The organism is Streptomyces sp. RG80 (assembly GCF_040446465.1).
GTDB lineage: Bacteria > Actinomycetota > Actinomycetes > Streptomycetales > Streptomycetaceae > Streptomyces.
In genome coordinates, this window is the sequence record NZ_JBEAAJ010000016.1 from 132469 (window position 1) to 147523 (window position 15055).

The 15055-nt window shown below is 68.3% G+C and carries 11 protein-coding genes and 3 pseudogenes; 7 read left to right on the forward strand and 7 right to left on the reverse strand.

Annotated features, from left to right (window positions below; genetic code table 11):
- Window positions 1-118: 118 nt before the first annotated feature.
- Window positions 119-406 carry a hypothetical protein gene (locus tag ABKA17_RS42665; RefSeq protein WP_353697794.1) on the reverse strand — a complete coding sequence of 96 codons (288 nt, stop codon included), beginning with the start codon at window positions 404-406 and terminating at the stop codon, window positions 119-121.
- A gap of 59 nt (window positions 407-465) precedes the next feature.
- Between ABKA17_RS42665 and ABKA17_RS42670 the strand changes: the two genes are divergently transcribed.
- Complete coding sequence (locus ABKA17_RS42670; RefSeq protein WP_353697860.1) at window positions 466-747, forward strand: winged helix-turn-helix transcriptional regulator; 282 nt, start codon at window positions 466-468, stop codon at window positions 745-747.
- 80 nt (window positions 748-827) lie between these two features.
- Window positions 828-1255 (forward strand): annotated as a pseudogene (locus tag ABKA17_RS42675) (transposase); the annotation flags it as partial.
- 79 nt (window positions 1256-1334) lie between these two features.
- Here ABKA17_RS42675 and ABKA17_RS48030 read toward each other — a convergent pair.
- From ABKA17_RS48030 to ABKA17_RS42690, 4 genes and pseudogenes are all read right to left on the reverse strand, one after another.
- A pseudogene (locus ABKA17_RS48030) lies at window positions 1335-1472 on the reverse strand (IS701 family transposase); the annotation flags it as partial.
- A 59-nt stretch (window positions 1473-1531) separates the two neighbouring features.
- Window positions 1532-2209: a response regulator transcription factor gene (locus ABKA17_RS42680; protein ID WP_353697795.1), complete on the reverse strand. Its 678-nt coding sequence runs from the start codon at window positions 2207-2209 to the stop codon at window positions 1532-1534.
- Between the two features lie 22 nt (window positions 2210-2231).
- Complete coding sequence (locus ABKA17_RS42685; protein WP_353697796.1) at window positions 2232-3416, reverse strand: sensor histidine kinase; 1185 nt, start codon at window positions 3414-3416, stop codon at window positions 2232-2234.
- Between the two features lie 90 nt (window positions 3417-3506).
- Entirely contained in the window at window positions 3507-5702 is a 2196-nt protein-coding gene (locus ABKA17_RS42690) for an MMPL family transporter (RefSeq protein WP_353697797.1), read from the reverse strand.
- A 616-nt stretch (window positions 5703-6318) separates the two neighbouring features.
- Here ABKA17_RS42690 and ABKA17_RS42695 point away from each other — a divergent pair.
- The 5 genes and pseudogenes from ABKA17_RS42695 (at window position 6319) to ABKA17_RS42715 (ending at window position 11149) form a co-directional block, all read left to right on the forward strand.
- On the forward strand, window positions 6319-7557 hold the full coding sequence (locus ABKA17_RS42695; protein ID WP_353697861.1) for a PucR family transcriptional regulator: 1239 nt from the start codon (window positions 6319-6321) through the stop codon (window positions 7555-7557).
- Between the two features lie 242 nt (window positions 7558-7799).
- A pseudogene (locus ABKA17_RS42700) lies at window positions 7800-8078 on the forward strand (AMP-binding protein); the annotation flags it as partial.
- 124 nt (window positions 8079-8202) lie between these two features.
- Window positions 8203-8649 (forward strand): AMP-binding protein, encoded by a 447-nt coding sequence (locus ABKA17_RS42705; RefSeq protein WP_353697798.1) that lies wholly within the window; start codon window positions 8203-8205, stop codon window positions 8647-8649.
- Complete coding sequence (locus ABKA17_RS42710) at window positions 8594-9442, forward strand: AMP-binding protein (protein ID WP_353697799.1); 849 nt, start codon at window positions 8594-8596, stop codon at window positions 9440-9442. The genes ABKA17_RS42705 and ABKA17_RS42710 overlap by 56 nt, the downstream gene beginning before the upstream one ends.
- A 258-nt stretch (window positions 9443-9700) precedes the next feature.
- Window positions 9701-11149, forward strand: a complete 1449-nt coding sequence (locus ABKA17_RS42715; RefSeq protein WP_353697800.1) for a tannase/feruloyl esterase family alpha/beta hydrolase — start codon at window positions 9701-9703, stop codon at window positions 11147-11149.
- A gap of 347 nt (window positions 11150-11496) precedes the next feature.
- On the opposite strand, the gene ABKA17_RS42720 is transcribed toward ABKA17_RS42715, so the two are convergent.
- Both ABKA17_RS42720 and uidA read right to left on the reverse strand, forming a co-directional pair.
- Window positions 11497-13026: a hypothetical protein gene (locus tag ABKA17_RS42720; RefSeq protein WP_353697801.1), complete on the reverse strand. Its 1530-nt coding sequence runs from the start codon at window positions 13024-13026 to the stop codon at window positions 11497-11499.
- 158 nt (window positions 13027-13184) lie between these two features.
- Window positions 13185-14978 carry a beta-glucuronidase gene (gene uidA, locus ABKA17_RS42725; RefSeq protein WP_353697802.1) on the reverse strand — a complete coding sequence of 598 codons (1794 nt, stop codon included), beginning with the start codon at window positions 14976-14978 and terminating at the stop codon, window positions 13185-13187.
- Between the last annotated feature and the right edge of the window lie 77 nt (window positions 14979-15055).

A 15055-nucleotide genomic window follows, 5' to 3' on the forward strand; every position in this document is an offset into this window, starting at 1 on the left:
TCGGGGATGGCCTCGTTGTCGGCGGACTTGCCGGAGACATCGCGTGTGCCGCGTCCCTCCGGACGGCCCGTACCGTTGGGCGGCCATCAGTGATGGCCGCCCAACGGGTGCTGTTCAGCTACCACGCAACTCGGTGAGCTGTAGCCGATGGGCTGTGCAGCTGCGTTGGGATTGGCCTGCCCGGCGACCGTCGTACGGTGGTCCATTCGGTACTGCCGCCGGGCCGGGTCTGGATGGTGAAGTCGACCGGGAAGCCGGCATTGCCGCCGCCGGGGTATTCGGTGCCGGCGGCGTCGAAGGTCGGGTCGCTCAGCAGCGTCCAGCCGACCAGGCGGATCAGCGCGGTGGGGCCGCCGAGCACCGTCACGGTGTGCACGGCGCGGGTCACGGCAACATCGGTTACCACAGGTACTCCTTGACGATCAGGGGGTGGATCCCTCACTCTGACCGAGTTACTTTCTGGTCCTGGTCGATCTCATGGATGGCCCGCAACGCTGGTCCGAGCTGCGCCGACGGGCCGGCGGCGTCAGCGACAAGATGCTCGCCCAGACCCTGCGCGACCTCGAAGCCGGCGGACTGATCACCCGCACCGTGCACACCAGCCGCCCACCGACGGTGCAGTACGCCCTGACCGACCTCGCCCGCGGCGTCACCGCCGCATTGCAACACCTGCAGAACTGGGCCGAAGAACACACCAGCGACTACGCCCACCACCTACACACCCACACCACCGACCCAACACCCTGACAAGACAGGCTCAAAGCACACACCACCCTGCCTCCACCGCCTGAACCAGCACCCTGACCAGCATGAACCGCACGCACACGCTGATCTACGGGCCGCGCCGCCACCGCAAGCATCGGGGCAAAGGCCGCGACGCCTTCGCCTGGAGCGACTACCGCGATCTGATCGTCCGCGCCCACATCCAACTCCAGGCCCCCATCGTGCTGATCTGGAATCATCTCAACACCCACCGGGCCGCCGGGATGCGTGAGTAAGCGGCCGCACACGACTGGCTCATGATCATCCAACTGCCCTCTTATGCCCCGGACTTGACCCAGTAGAGGGCATCTGGTCACTGTTACGGCGCGGGCCGCTCGCCAACGTTGCCTTCACCGACGACGAGCACCTCGAACGCACCCTCCGCCGAGGCTTACGTCATATCCAGCTCCGGCCCGACCTCATCGATGGCTGCCTGGCCGGCACCAGACTGACCCTCACCCAACGGCCGACAGCAACCCGAGGAAGTCAGTAGGTCTATCTGGATCTTGGAGTGGTGGGTGGCCTGGCGGGCAGGGCTTCGTGGCAGGTGCTGCAGACGCCGGTCCAGTACCTCAGGATGCCTTGGAGGGTGTCGAGGATCTGGTAGAGGGTGAGACCGGTGTGGGCGCTTTTGGGGTCAGGCGCTGTTCGGTGAGGAGGGCGTGGGCGGCGGTCAGGAGGGTGACGTGGTGGCGCCGGCTGGGCCATGACCCGTCCCTCCCGCGTGTTCCCCGGGAGACCTGGGAACCGGTCGTGGTCGGCCGGTGTCTCAGCCCTGTCGTTGTCCCGCGCGTACCAGGCCGGTCTCGTAGGCGATGACGACCAGCTGGGCCCGGTCGCGGGCGCCGAGTTTGGCCATGGCCCGGTTGGCGTGAGTCTTGACGGTGACCGGGGTGACGAAGAGGCGTTCGGCGATCTCGTCGTTGGCCAGGCCGATGCCCACAAGTGCCAGTACCTCCCGTTCCCGGGGAGTCAGCGTGGCCAGGCGACGGGGGTCGACGAGGTCGCTGGGTGAGGGCTGGGCGAGAACCCGGGAGATCAGGCCCTTGGTGGCTGCCGGGGAGAGAAGTGCCTCTCCACCGGCCACCAGGCGGACGGCGTCAAGCAGTTGCGCCGGTTCGACTCCCTTGCCCAGGAATCCGCTCGCGCCTGCCCGGAGGGCCTCGATGACCAGGTCGTCCTCCTCGAAGGTGGTGAGGACGAGGACCTTGACCCCGGCCAGGTCCTCGTCCTGGGCGATCAGCCGGGTCGCCTCGATGCCGTCGACCTCGGGCATCCGGATGTCCATCACCACCACGTCGGCGCGCTCGGACCGGGCCAGTTGGGCTGCCTCCCGCCCGTCGGAGGCCTCCGCGACGACCTCCATGTCCGGTTGTGCGCTGATGAGCAGCCGGAAGGTGCCGCGGAGCAGAGCCTGGTCGTCGGCGAGCAGGACGCGAATGGTCATTGCGGTGTTTCCTCACGGGGTGTCAGGCAAGTACGGGAGAGAGCGAGACCGGCAACTCGGCGACGACCTGGAAGCCGCCTTCGGAACGCGGGCCGGCGGTGACGGTACCGCCGATGGCGGTGGCCCGCTCGTGCATGCCGATCAGTCCGTGGCCGGTGCCCGCGCCCTTGGGCGCGCCCGGGCGTCCGTCATCCGTCACCGTGACCCGGAGTGAGTGCACGCCGTAGTCCAGGACCACCGAGGCCGAGGACGTGGACGCGTGCTTGTGGGTGTTGGTGAGGGCTTCCTGGATGATGCGGTAGGCGGTCAGGTCGGTTGCGGGCGCCAGTGGCGAGGGGCCGCCCGTGCGGGTCACCGACACGGACAGGCCGCTAGCCTCGAAGCCGGTGACGAGGGCGTCGAGATCGGCCAGGCGCGGGATGGGGGCCCGCGAGCCGGGTGCGTCGTCGGGCTGGCGCAGCAGGCCGACGGTGGCGCGCAGTTCGTCGAGGGCGGCGCGGCTGTTGTCCTTGATGTGGGCGAGCGCCTCGTATGCCTGGTCGGGGTTGGCGCGCATGAGGTGGTGGGCCACGCCGGCCTGGGCGTTGACCAGGGTGATGTGGTGCGCGACGACGTCGTGCAGATCGCGCGCGATGCGCACGCGTTCCTCGGTGACCCGGCGCCGGGCCTCTTCCTCCCGTGTGCGTTCGGCGTGTTCCACGCGTTCCCGGGCCGCCGCGAGGTTCTCACGGCGGCTGCGGACGGTGCGGCCGAGCGCGGTGGCCGCGATCGCGAAGTCCAACCGCAACAGACTGGCCCCCGCCACCAGGGACTCGGAGTGGGTGGCGGCGTAGACACCGGTGATCGCCACGGCCGAGGCTACCCCGACCGTCCACGCGGTGCGCCGGCTGCTGAGGAGGGCGAGGGTGTACAGGGCGATCAGGCTCGCTCCCGGAGCCGGCGAGATGTGTGAGGCGACGGCCATCAGCGTGAGGTCACCCGCCAGGGTGAAGAGGGCGACGCCCAGGGGCCAGCGGCTTCGGAAGGCCAGCGGCACGCACGACAGCGTCGTCCACATGACCTCGTGCCAGCGAGGCTCCTGCCAGCCGTCCTTGCCGACGGCGGCGGTCGCCGCCGCGGCGATAACGATCAGCGGTACCGCCGGCAGCGCGTCTTTGATCCGGTCATGACGGGCCAGCCACTGTCGCCACACCATGGGCAGTTCCATTCCCTCACTCTAAGCAGCGCCGACCGGTGGAAGGCGAGGTCACCCCCCTGCCACCGGCCCGCATGCGATCTCGGTCCGTCGTGGTGACGGTCAGTTGGCCAGGCCGGAGGGCTCCGGTTCCCGCACGGCGTACGGCGGATGCGCGGGCTCGTCGGCGGGGCCTTCCACGGACACGTTGGGCAAGGCCTTGTCCAGTCGGCGGGGCAGCCACCAGTTGGCCCGTCCGCACAGGTGCATGAGCGCGGGGACGACGATCATGCGGATCAGCAGGGCATCCACAGCGACCGCCACTGCGAGGCTGACGCCGAACTCGGAGATGACCCGCATGCCGCCGAAGACGAAGGAGCCGAAGACACAGACCATGATGGTGGCGGCGACGGCGATGACCTTGCCGGTCTCGGCCTGGCCGACCCGGACCGCGCGGCGGTTGTCGCCGGTGTGGGCCCACTCCTCGCGCATGCGGCTGACGAGGAAGACCTGGTAGTCCATGGAGAGGCCGAACATGATGCCGACGACCAGGATCGGCACGAACGACTCGATCGGTCCGCCGGCGCCGAGACCGAGCAGTCCGGCACCGAAGCCGTACTGGAAGACCACCACGATCGCGCCGAAGGCCACTCCGATGCTGAGGACGTTCAGCAGTGCGCCGACCGCCGGGATGAGCAGGCTGCGGAAGGCGACGGTCAGCAGCAGGAAGCCGAGCGCGGCGATCACCAGCACGAAGACGGGCAGCTTGCCCATCAGGACCGAGGCGAAGTCGTCGTTGCTCGCGGTGACGCCTCCCACGTAGACCTTCATCGACGTGCCCTGCTCGGCTTGCGGGATCACGTCGTCACGCAGGTGGTGGATCAGGTCGGAGGTGGCCTCCGACTGCGGGGAGGTCGTCGGGACGACGGAGACCACCCCGACGGTCTGTCCGTCCTTCATGGGGGCGGAGTTGGCACTGGCGACACCGTCGACCTTCTCGAGGGCGGCGACCAGTTTCCCCACGGCGGCCTTGCCGGCGGTGTCGGGGGCCTGGACGGCCAGGACGAGCGGGCCGTTGAAGCCGGGCCCGAACCCGTCGGCGATCATGTCGTACGCCTGACGGTTCGTCGAGTTCGTCGGCAGGTTGCCGTCGTCGGACGCGCCCAGACGCAGCGACAGCGTCGGCAGCGCGAGCGCCGCGAGCACGGCCAGGGCGACGAGGGCCAGCGTCTTGGGCCTGGCCTGCACCCGCTCGGCCCACCGGCCCCACAGCCCGGCCCGGCCCGAGGAGTGCGGCCGGGTCCAGCCGGACATCTCGCGGCGCTCCTTGCGGCCGAGGACGCGCGGGCCGATCATGCCGAGCAGCGCCGGAAGCAGGGTGATGGCGGCCAGCACGGTCAGTGTGACGGTGATCGCCGCGCCGATCGCCATGCCGTTGATGATGCCGACGTTCAGGGTGAGCATGCCGAGCAGCGCGACGACGACGGTCAGCCCGGCGAACAGCACGGCCCGGCCGGAGGTGTTGAGGGCCTTGGCTGCCGATTCGGCGACGCTCATGCCCACCATGAGGTTGGTGCGGTGCCGGTTGACGATGAACAGCGCGTAGTCGATGCCCACGCCCAGACCGATCAGCGAACCCAGGGTGAGCGTGGTGTCGGAGAGTGTGATGACGTGGCTGAGCAGGATCACCGTGACCGCGGAGGTGCCGACGCCGACGATGGCCGTGATGATCGGCAGCGCGGCCACCCAGACGGCCCGGAAGACGAACAGCAGCACGATGAAGGCGAGGGCGATGCCCATGACGTCGGCGACCGGGTTGGGAGCGGGATTGACGGTGAAAGCCTGCCCGTTCAGCGCGATGTGCAGGGTCTCCGACTCCGGGCCAGTGGCGATTTCCTTCACGTGCTCGACCTGGGTGTCCTCGACCTCCCGATCGAATGCGACCGAGGCGTAGGCCGTCTGGCCGTCCTTGCTGATCTGCCCCTTGCCGAGCGGTGTGTAGGGGCTGGTCACCTCGGCGACGCCCGGTGCCTCGGCTATCTCCTTCAGGGTCCGGGTCATCACCTGTCTGGCGGCGGGCTCGGTGACCTCACCGCCGTTCACCTGCCAGACCACCCGGCCGCTCTTGCCCGCCGCACTGTTGGAGGCTTGCTGGAGCAGTGCCGTCGCCTTGGCCGAGTCGGTGTCCTGCGAGGTCGGGCTGTTACCGAAGGCGCTGCCGGCCGCACCGACTCCGGCGCCGAGAGCGAGCAACAGGCCCACCCAGACCAGGACGACGGCGAGCCGGTGCCGGTGGCACCAGCGGGCGAGAGGGGACATCGACGAGCCTTTCCAGGGGACTGTCATGCGTGCGGGCCGACGATCACGGCCCACTCGAACACTCGCAGTTCTCCGGTCTCTCGTCATTGGCCGTTCGCAGACACTTGCGTCTACTGCGATCGCAGCAGAGAGGGGGCAAGCGTCTGCCGTCGACGGCTCCGATCGGAGCGCCGGAACGGCTCCTGCCGTGCGGTCGATTACGCAGGTGATGCCACTGCTGGGGATGTGAGGTCGCCGACGAGTCGGCGTTGCCGGATCTCCTCGTCCGGTCGGCGCGACAGTGATCGTGGTGAGCTGGTGTACGGCCGCTTACGAGGCGAGGTATGCCGATTGCCGGTGCGGCCGGTTGACGGATCGAACTCCGTCGGCTCCACGGCTCCCGCAGGGTCGACGACCCCATGGTGACCCCGCACAGCCGGCTCCGTTCGTGCGAGGGGTCAGGTCGCCGCGGGCAGGACTCGGGCACCGCGAACCGCTACAGCATCCGCTCGTCGACCGGGAGCGAGCCGCTGCCGACATACGCCCCCCCGCAAGGCGTCGGGCCCTGCCGGGCGCCGGTTCATCTCAGTGATCTGCCGGCGCAATGACGCCATGGCTCCCCTAGGCTGAGGCCGTGATGCGCCGATCAGGTCAGGTGGCCGCCCTCAGCGAGGTGGCCGACGTCATCGCCGCTCAGCGGCAGTCGCTGGCCGAGGCGGCTCTGGAGGCCATGCGGGCAGAGATTCCCGGCTACGCCGCCCTCGCGAACGAAGCGCTGCTGGCCGACGTGGTGGCCCACGTGACGGAGGCGGTCGACGCGCTGAGCATCAGCCTGGCCCGCGGCCGTCCGGTCACGGACGACGACGTGGCGTTCGTCCGCCCGCATGCCGCGCGGCGGGCCCGGCAGGGCATGCCCCTCGTCGATTTCATGCACGCGCTGCGCATCGCGCACCGCCTGATGTGGGAGACGATCGCCGACTGGGCGGTGCACACGGCCGGCGGGCGCGACGTTGCGCTGGAAGCGGGCGGACTGGTCATGGAACTGATCAACCGGGGCAGTACGGTCGCTGCCCGGGCTTATCTGACCGAGGAACAGTTCCTGGCCGTGGAAGGCGACCGGGTGCGTCGGGATCTGCTCGAAGATCTGATCGCAGGACGGGAACCGACGCCGGGACCACGACTGACCGCGGCCACGAAGGCCGGGCTTCATCCCGACACGGCGTGTGCCGTGGTGGTCGCCGTCCCCGTGGGTTCCGTCGACGACCCCTACAGCCTCCGCTCAGCCGCCTCGCTTCTGGGGCAGGCCACAGGCGACCCGGCTCGTGCGCTGACCGTGCTGCGGCAGGACGAGATCGTGATTGTGCGGGCCCTGCGTGACGGCGCCGGCAGCGTGTCCGGGGAGCCCGTGAGGACGGCCTGGCGGAGGCTCGCCGACCGGGGGACACGGCTGGCGGTGGGCATCAGCACGCGGTACGACACCGTCATCGACTTGGGGAAGGCGTACCACGAGGCCGTCTCCGCGCTGGGCACTCTTCCGCCGGAGGGTGGTGTTGTCTGTCTGTCCGATCTCAGCGTGCTCGACTATCTGACGCTCCGAGCGGACGAGACCGCCGCACGGATCGTGCCGGCGGCGCTCCGCACCTTCGTGGCCGAGGACTCCAGGGCGGACGGGACCCTGATCAGGACCGTGGAGGAGTACGCGGCCAGTGATCTGAACGTGAAGGCCGCTGCCCAGCGACTCGGTGTCCACATCAACACCGCACATCACCGTCTGGCTCGTGTCGAGGAACGAACGGGGTGCGACATGCGCAGACTCACCGACCTCCAGCAGTTGCTGATCGCGATCAAGCTGCTCGGGCGCGGCTCCGGAAGGTGACCCGATCACCTCAACCGGCGGAGGCTCGATCACTTTCCTCCACAGAGGTGTGATCCGATCACAGCGCATCGGCCGCTTTGTTGGGTGTCATGCCCGATGCCCCGCGCTCCACGGATGCCTAGCGTTGCCGTCGTCGAACCCGCGCTCTCACGCCGCGGCATTGCCGGCGCCGCCGTATGCGTGCGCGTCGGGCCTGTCGAGCGTGAGTTCCGGTACGAGCCGATCGACGGGAACCGAGCCAGATGACCGACCCCACTTCCGTACCCGCCTCGCTGCGCGATGCCCTCCAGCGCACGGCAGCCGTCGCGCCCGGCACGGTGGCTCTGCGCGCCGTGGGCGCGACGCTGACCGTCACCCGGCGGGCCCTCGCCGAGGACGTACGCCTCCTGGCGGCCGGCCTGGCCGGGCTCGGAGTCAGGCGAGGTGACACCGTCGCGCTGATGATGACCAACCGGGTCGAGTTCTTCCCCGTCGACCTCGCGGCCCAGCATCTGGGTGCCATTCCCTTCTCCGTCTACAACACACTGCCGGCGGCCCAACTCGCCCACGTGCTCCGCAATTCCGGAAGCAGGGTGCTGGGCGTGCGAAACCCAGTACCGTCCCGTCCTCCGGGAGTCCGGCACAGCCGTCGAGCACCTCATCCTGGTGGACGGCGAAGAGGCGAAGCCGGCGGACGGCACCCTCAGGTTGGAAACCCTCCGCGCCCGGGGCCGGACGAACACCGCCTTCGACTTCGACGCAACCTGGCGCTCCATCCAGCCGGACGACGTGCTCGCTCTGATCTACACCTCGGGAAGGACCGGCCCATCGAAGGGCGTCGAGATCACGCACGCCGACGTGCTCGCCCAAGCTGCGGGAGTGGCACAGGTACTGGACTTCCGCTTCGGCGACCGGACCACCTCCTACCTCCCTTCCGCGCATGTCGTCGACTGCTTCACCTGCCTGTACGCACAGGCGATTTCCGGCGTGCAGGTCACGGTGGTGTCCGAATCGCGAGCGAGCCGGACGCGGCCCAGCGGGGGCTGTCGGGGAGGCGTTGGAGACCGGCCTCAGACGTACGCGCCTGCTTCAGGCGGGCAAGCCGGTCGATGACGAGCTCGCCGCGTCATACCCGGGAGCAGATGTCGGCGTCCTGTCGGCCCTGCGGTCCCGTCTGGGGCTGGACCAGGTGCGGTGGGCGGTGACCGGCGCGGCACCCACGCCGCCGGAGACCCTCGAATTCTTCGCCGCGCTCGGCGTCCCCATCTGCGACGGCTGGGGCATGTCCGAGCAGAGCTGCTTCGGCGCCGTCAGCCCGCCCGCGCAGGCACGTTTCGGCACCATCGGCACGCTGCTGCCCGGTCTGGAAGCACGCCAGGCCGCCGACGGCGAACTCCTGGTGCGGGGGCCGTCGGTGACGAAGGACTACCGCAACGACGCCGACCGGACCCGCGAAGCCTTCGACCGGGAGGGCTGGTTCCACACCGGCGACGTCATCGTGTCCGACGCGGACGGCTACCTGACCGTCGTCGACCGCAAGAAGGTCCTGATCATCAGTGAAGGGGGTAAGCACATCTCGCCCGTCACGGTCGAGACGGCACCCACCACCGCCAGTCCCCTGATCGGCACCGCTGCGGTCATCGGCGACAGCCGTCCCTACATCACTGCACTGCTCGTCCTGGACGCCGAGGCGGCAGCGGCCTTCGCCGCCGAGTGCGGGTTGCAGCGGGACCCGCGCTTCCTGGCCCGCAACCCCCTGCTGCTCGACGCCTTGCGAGCCGCGGTGGCCGAGGGCAACAGCCGCCTGGCACGCGTGGAGCAGGTCAAGCGCTTCCGGGTGATTCCGGCGTACTGGGACGCAGCCCCCTCCCGGGTGCGACGAGCGATGAACTCACCGCCACGTTGAAGCTCAAGCGGCAGAAGGTCGCCGAGAAGTACGACGCGGACATCGCCGCCTTGTACGCCGACCCGATCCCCTCCGACATCCACGAGCCGGCCGACCGTTGACCGGCCCCGTTCGCACAGCCAAGAAAGAAGGAGGTAAGCGGGCATGAGGTGGAAGCCTTCAGCCGGCAGCGCCGAACATGCACCACCCCCGCGAGGCCCGGTCCGGCGCCGGCTCGCGATCTCCGCATCTCTGCTCCTCGCGGCAGGCTTCTGCGCCATGCCGGTCAACGGGGCGAGTGCGGCAGCAACCCCAGCGACCGGCCGGCCGATCCGGTCCTGCGAGAGCCTCACGGCTCTGCGCTTCCCGGACGGCACGACGGTCACCAGCGCCTCGCAGACCACCACCACTCCGGTGATCTGCAACGTGGAACTGCTGGTTCCGAAGAGCATCCACATGCGCGTGTCACTGCCTGTCGACACCTGGAACGGGCGCTTCCAGGGCGTGGGAGGCGGTGGCTTCGACGGCTCCGTCCCGGACACGGAGAGCGCGGCGAAAACCGGTTACGCCGCCGCGGGTTCCGACTCCGGTCATAGCGCCGACTCCAGCGACGCCTCGTGGGCCTGGTCTCCGACCGGCATGAACTCGTCCCTGATCCATGACTTCATCTCACGTGCGCTGCACGAGACGACCGTCAAGGGCAAGGCCGTCACCCAGGCGTTCTACGGCACGTCGCCCACCTACTCCTACCGGAACGGCTGCTCCAACGGCGGCAGGGAAGGTCTGCAGGAAGCGCAGGTCCAGCCTCGCGACTACGACGGCATCCTCGCAGGTGCGCCGGCGATCCAGGCTGACCGGTTCCTCCCCGCTGCGATGTGGCCCCAGGTCGTGATGCACGAACTCGACGACTTCGTGCCCTCGTGCAAGTTCGACGCGTTCAGCAAGGCAGTCACAGCCCAGTGCGACAGTCGCGACGGCGTGACCGACGGCGTCATCACGGACCCCCGGATCTGCCGCTTCAACCCCGCCTCGCTGGTCGGCACCGCGACCCCCTGCGGCACGATCACGGCCAAGGACGCGGCGGTGGTGAAAAGGATCTGGGACGGGCCGCGACGCCCGAACGGCACCCGCCTGTGGTATGGAATCCTGCCCGGCGCCTCGTTCGCCAGACTCGCCGCCACCGCCAACGGCGACGGAGTCCCGACGCCCCTCGCATCAGGCTGGTACACGTACTGGCTGGCGAAAAACCCGTCCTTCGACTGGCACAGCCTGACCATGACCAACTTCAACCGCTCCTTCGACCACTCTCGTCAGGAGTGGGGCCCCGTCGTCGGCACGGACGACCCCGACCTGCACGCCTTCCGCGCTGCCGGCGGCAAACTGCTCCTCTGGCACGGCCTGGCCGACCAGCTGATCCCTCCCCAGGGAACGACCAGCTACTACGCGCAGGTCACTGCCGCGATGGGCGGCAGGGCGAAGACCGAGAGGTTCGCCCGCCTCTTCACCGCTCCAGGTGTAGGGCACTGCAGGGGCGGGGCCGGCGCCGCCCCTGCCGACCCACTGGCGGCCCTGGTGAAGTGGGTCGAACAGGGTAAGGCCCCCACCACGCTGCGCGCCGAGAACGGGCCCATGAGCCGACCGTTGTGCCTGTGGCCGGCCGTCGCCCGCTACGACGGACACGGCAGCACGAACGACGCCGCCAACTTCCGCTGCACCGGCCGCCAGTGACGCGCTGACCGTCTCAGCCGGGGCAGACCTCTGGAAGGCCACGATGAAACCCCACGTCTTCGGCCTGGGTTTCATCGTGGGGCGCGTGACGCGAGTCGAACACGCGCTCTCGGACGGGCAACCGATCGTCCCGCTCTGGTCCCTGCCACGAGCCGTCGGGCTGGAGACTACGCTGCGCAACTCCGCGTGTGGGGCGTTGAACCCGGGCGAGGCGACAGCGGGCCGGCAACACCGGCTGACACCTGAATCGGCCGAAGATCAACAGGGCCTCGCTTTCGTGCGGTGTGGATACGGTGATTCACCAGCCCGAGCGAGGCCCTGTGTCGCCTCAGGACGATCCTTGTTCGTCAGGCGCGTTCGAGGAGAATCAGGTAGATCGCGTTGGGCGCGAGGTCGACCGTCTCGGTGTAGGTCCTGCCCAGCCTGACGATCTTCTCCTCGACCAGTTGGAGGTCGGCCTTGGCCGGGTCACCGAAGTAGTTGCTCGTCGTCTGGTCGATCCGGTACACGCGCTCGCGGACCTGGTTTTGTCGGAGCTCCGACGGTATCCGGGACATGTTGAGGGTGGCCCGATAGCTGCGGTCGCCTACGTGCTGCCAGTTCCAGACCATCAGCGACGCGCCCGTGCGGTCCTTCGACGCCATCGTATAGAGGCCGTTGTCTTTCTCGAGAGCATCTTCCGCGACGGCGGACACCCTGGTGTCCTTCATCTTGGACTGCATCAGCATCATGTTCCCGTAGGGGGTGAAGGTGTCCTTCAGCGGCCCGTTCGGGGTGCGGGTCACGAACTGGTCCTTGCGTTCCTCGACCCTGTGTCGGACGCACCAGCTGAACAACTGAGTGTCGGGCTGGTTCGCGTACAGGTATCCGTACGTGGCCATGGCGGCTGCCTGCCGGATGTAGTCCTTCTTCGGGTCGGTGTCGTCGTAGCTCGGTCCGGGGTAGATGCCTGTTTCGGTGATGAAGGCCGGGAGGTGCCGGTCGAGTCGGCGCTCCGCCAGCCATCCCCGGAGGACCTTCCGTTGTGACGCCACCACTCGGAGGTCGTCCTTGTACAGCTTCGCCGCCTGATAGGCGTCGTCCCACTCGAGGTAGGAGTGATAAGAGAGGAAATCCAGACGCTTGCGCGGGTTCCGGTCGGCCGCGTACGCGTCGAGGAAGGGCTTCACCCACTTGGGGTCCATCAGGGAGAGACTCGGCCCGCCGACCTTGATCCGGTCCGCAGGCCGCAGTTTCTTGTTGACCTTGTTGACGGCCTCGTAGAACGGCATGTAGTAGCGATACAGACCGTCGGGCTGCAACGTCGTCTCGTTCGCGGGGTGTCCGTTGTGGCGCTGCTCTCCGTAGAACTGCCAGTCCGGTTCGTTGAACGCTTCGATGTACTTGACGCGCGGATACTTCTCTTTGAGGCTGCGGATGATCAGCTCGAGCGTCGGTGCCAGGTCTTTCCAGGGCTTCTTGCCCTCGACGAAGGCCGTGGGGTTCACATTCACCAGCAGCTCATCGGACACGGTGCTCGCGTCGGTGAGGTAGTCGTCCAGTATGGACAGGTCGCAGGACTGCGTCTCCAGGCGGCACAGGTTGAAGACGTTGCTCTCGGGCGGCGCCTTCGGGCTGCTGACCCACACGCGGTAGATCTCGCCGTGCAGCCCCTTCTTGTTGAGGAACGCAACATCGTCGGCACGCTGCTGAGGCCATGAGTTGAGGCTCCCGAAGTTGTTGTGCTTCTCCGGTCGCGGCAGTTTGCCCTCCGCCGAGCCGAAGTCGACCCGAACCCCGGCGGGCGACTCAGGCGCCTCTGCCGCCAGAACCGCATCGGGTTGGGTGGAGATGAGGAGGATCGCTGCTATGCCTCCGGCCAGCGGTACTCGTTTCAAGGGGCGTCGGGTACGTAAGGGCATCGGTCGAGAACCTCGCTTCTGTGAACGGTGAAATCGCTCTGTCCGGGGAGGACAGACTGGTCGATGGTGGGATCTCCGGCTCCGTGCGAGTAGACGAACACCGGGGCTGATGGCGGCAGTGTCCGGCAGGCCTGTCAGGCGTCGTTCGACGGTTTGTGGCCGGAGAGAGAGATCCAACGCGCCCGCAGTGCGTGAGCGGCGGCCTTGGGACGGCGGTCGCGGGTGAAGACGCCCTTGCGGTTGCCGTCGACGCGGTGGATGCCGGGGGAGGTCTGGAAGTCGGCGAAGTTCCATACGTGTTCGCCCACGACGGCGTCGCAACGGTCGAAGGCACGGTGGTGGGCCGCCAGATAGGCCACCTGATACTCCTCTGTCCACGGCTGGTCCCAGACCGAGTGAAGGCCGGGCAGCGTGTCGGCGCCGTACTCGGTCATCAGGATCGGCTTGCCGAGCTTCTCGACCCAGGCCCGCAGCTCTGAGTCCATGAGCGCTTCCGCGGTGACAAGGTCGCCGTTGGCGATGTACCAGCCGTAGTAGCGGTTGAGACACACGACGTCGAACAGGTCGGCGATACGGTCGTTCTCGTGCGTGGTGAGCAGAGAGGCCGTGCTGCAGACGGGACGGGTCGGATCGAGCTTGCGGGTGAGTTCGACGAGCGGTTCGAAGTAGTCGCGTGCGCCGTCCTCGTGGGTGGACGGCTCGTTGGCGACGCACCACATGACCACACTGGGGTGGTTCTTGTCGCGGCCGATCAACTCTCGGATGGCTTGGGCGTGCGCCGCACGCGTGTCGTCGTTGAGGGTGTCGTCCGAGTAGGTGGGCGGGTGAGGCCGGCCGGTGAGTCCTCCTTGAACGGCGAGGTTGAGGCCGACGGCTGCGGTTTCGTCGATGACGACGATCCCGTGCCGGTCCGCGAAGTCCAGCATCTCCTCGGCGTACGGATAGTGCGTCGTACGGAAGGAATTGGCGCCCGTCCACTCCATGAGCTGGAAATCGTGCACCAGGTATGCGTCGTCGTGCCCCTTGCCGCGCACAGGGGTGTCCTCGTGCTTGCCGAAGCCCGTGAAGTAGAAGGGCTCGCCGTTGATGAGGAACCTGGTCCCCTGGACCTCGACGGTGCGGACGCCGAACGCCTGGTGATAAGTGTCGCGGACCGCTTCGCCGTCCACGATCTCGGCGACCAGGTGGTACAGGTACGCGGCCCCCGGCCGCCACGGCGTCACGTCCTCGATGCTCAGAGTGCCGCTCGCGCCCTCGCCGGCGGCCACCTCGGTGCCGGCGGCGTCCAGGACGCGGGCGCGCACGGCGGCGGGGGCGTTGGTCCCGATCTCGTACTCCACCATCGCGGTCGTCGAGTCGAGGCCGGTGACAATGGTGATGTCCTCGATGTGGACCCGCGGCACGCTGTGCAGCCACACCGAGCGGGCGAGGCCGGCGTAGTTGTAGAAGTCGTGATGGTACTTCTGCTGCCGACGGCCGTCCTCGGTGACGGTGATGGTGCCCGGGGGGATCGTCAGGTTGGTGAGTTCGTTGTTGACGCCGATCGTCAGGCGGAACTCTTGCCCTGCGGCGACGTGTTCGGTGATGTCGGCCTCGAACGGTGTGTATCCGCCGACGTGTTCGGCGACCAGGGTGTCGTCGACGTACACCCTGCCCTCGTGCGTGGCTGCGTCCAGACGCAGCATCACCCGTTCGTCCGACCAGCCACGGGGCACACGCACCAGGCGCTGATACCAGACCCAGCCGACGTGGTCACGGATCGCGCTGTCGGTGAACAGGTCGTTGTAGCTGGCGGGCACGGCGGCTTCCAGACGGGTGTCGAGCGGCCCGGTCCAGGGGTGTTCGCCCGCGGCGGTGCCGACGGCGAAGTCCCACAGGCCGTCGAGGTTCGCCAGTTCACGGGTGGCGGTGGAGAGGGGCTTCAGCATGGGTCCTCCGAATTTCTTTTCCTTGTCCGCGCCGGGCCGTCTCGCGGAGATGTCCGCAGGCTGGGTGAGCCATCACT

Coding starts and splice junctions, on each gene's coding strand:
- ABKA17_RS42685 (WP_353697796.1), bottom strand. CDS start 3,416: ATGGAACTGCCCATGGTGTGGCGACAGTGGCTGGCCCGTCATGACCGG.
- ABKA17_RS42695 (WP_353697861.1), top strand. CDS start 6,319: ATGCGCCGATCAGGTCAGGTGGCCGCCCTCAGCGAGGTGGCCGACGTC.
- uidA (WP_353697802.1), bottom strand. CDS start 14,978: ATGCTGAAGCCCCTCTCCACCGCCACCCGTGAACTGGCGAACCTCGAC.
- ABKA17_RS42680 (WP_353697795.1), bottom strand. CDS start 2,209: ATGACCATTCGCGTCCTGCTCGCCGACGACCAGGCTCTGCTCCGCGGC.
- ABKA17_RS42690 (WP_353697797.1), bottom strand. CDS start 5,702: ATGTCCCCTCTCGCCCGCTGGTGCCACCGGCACCGGCTCGCCGTCGTC.
- ABKA17_RS42715 (WP_353697800.1), top strand. CDS start 9,701: ATGCCGGTCAACGGGGCGAGTGCGGCAGCAACCCCAGCGACCGGCCGG.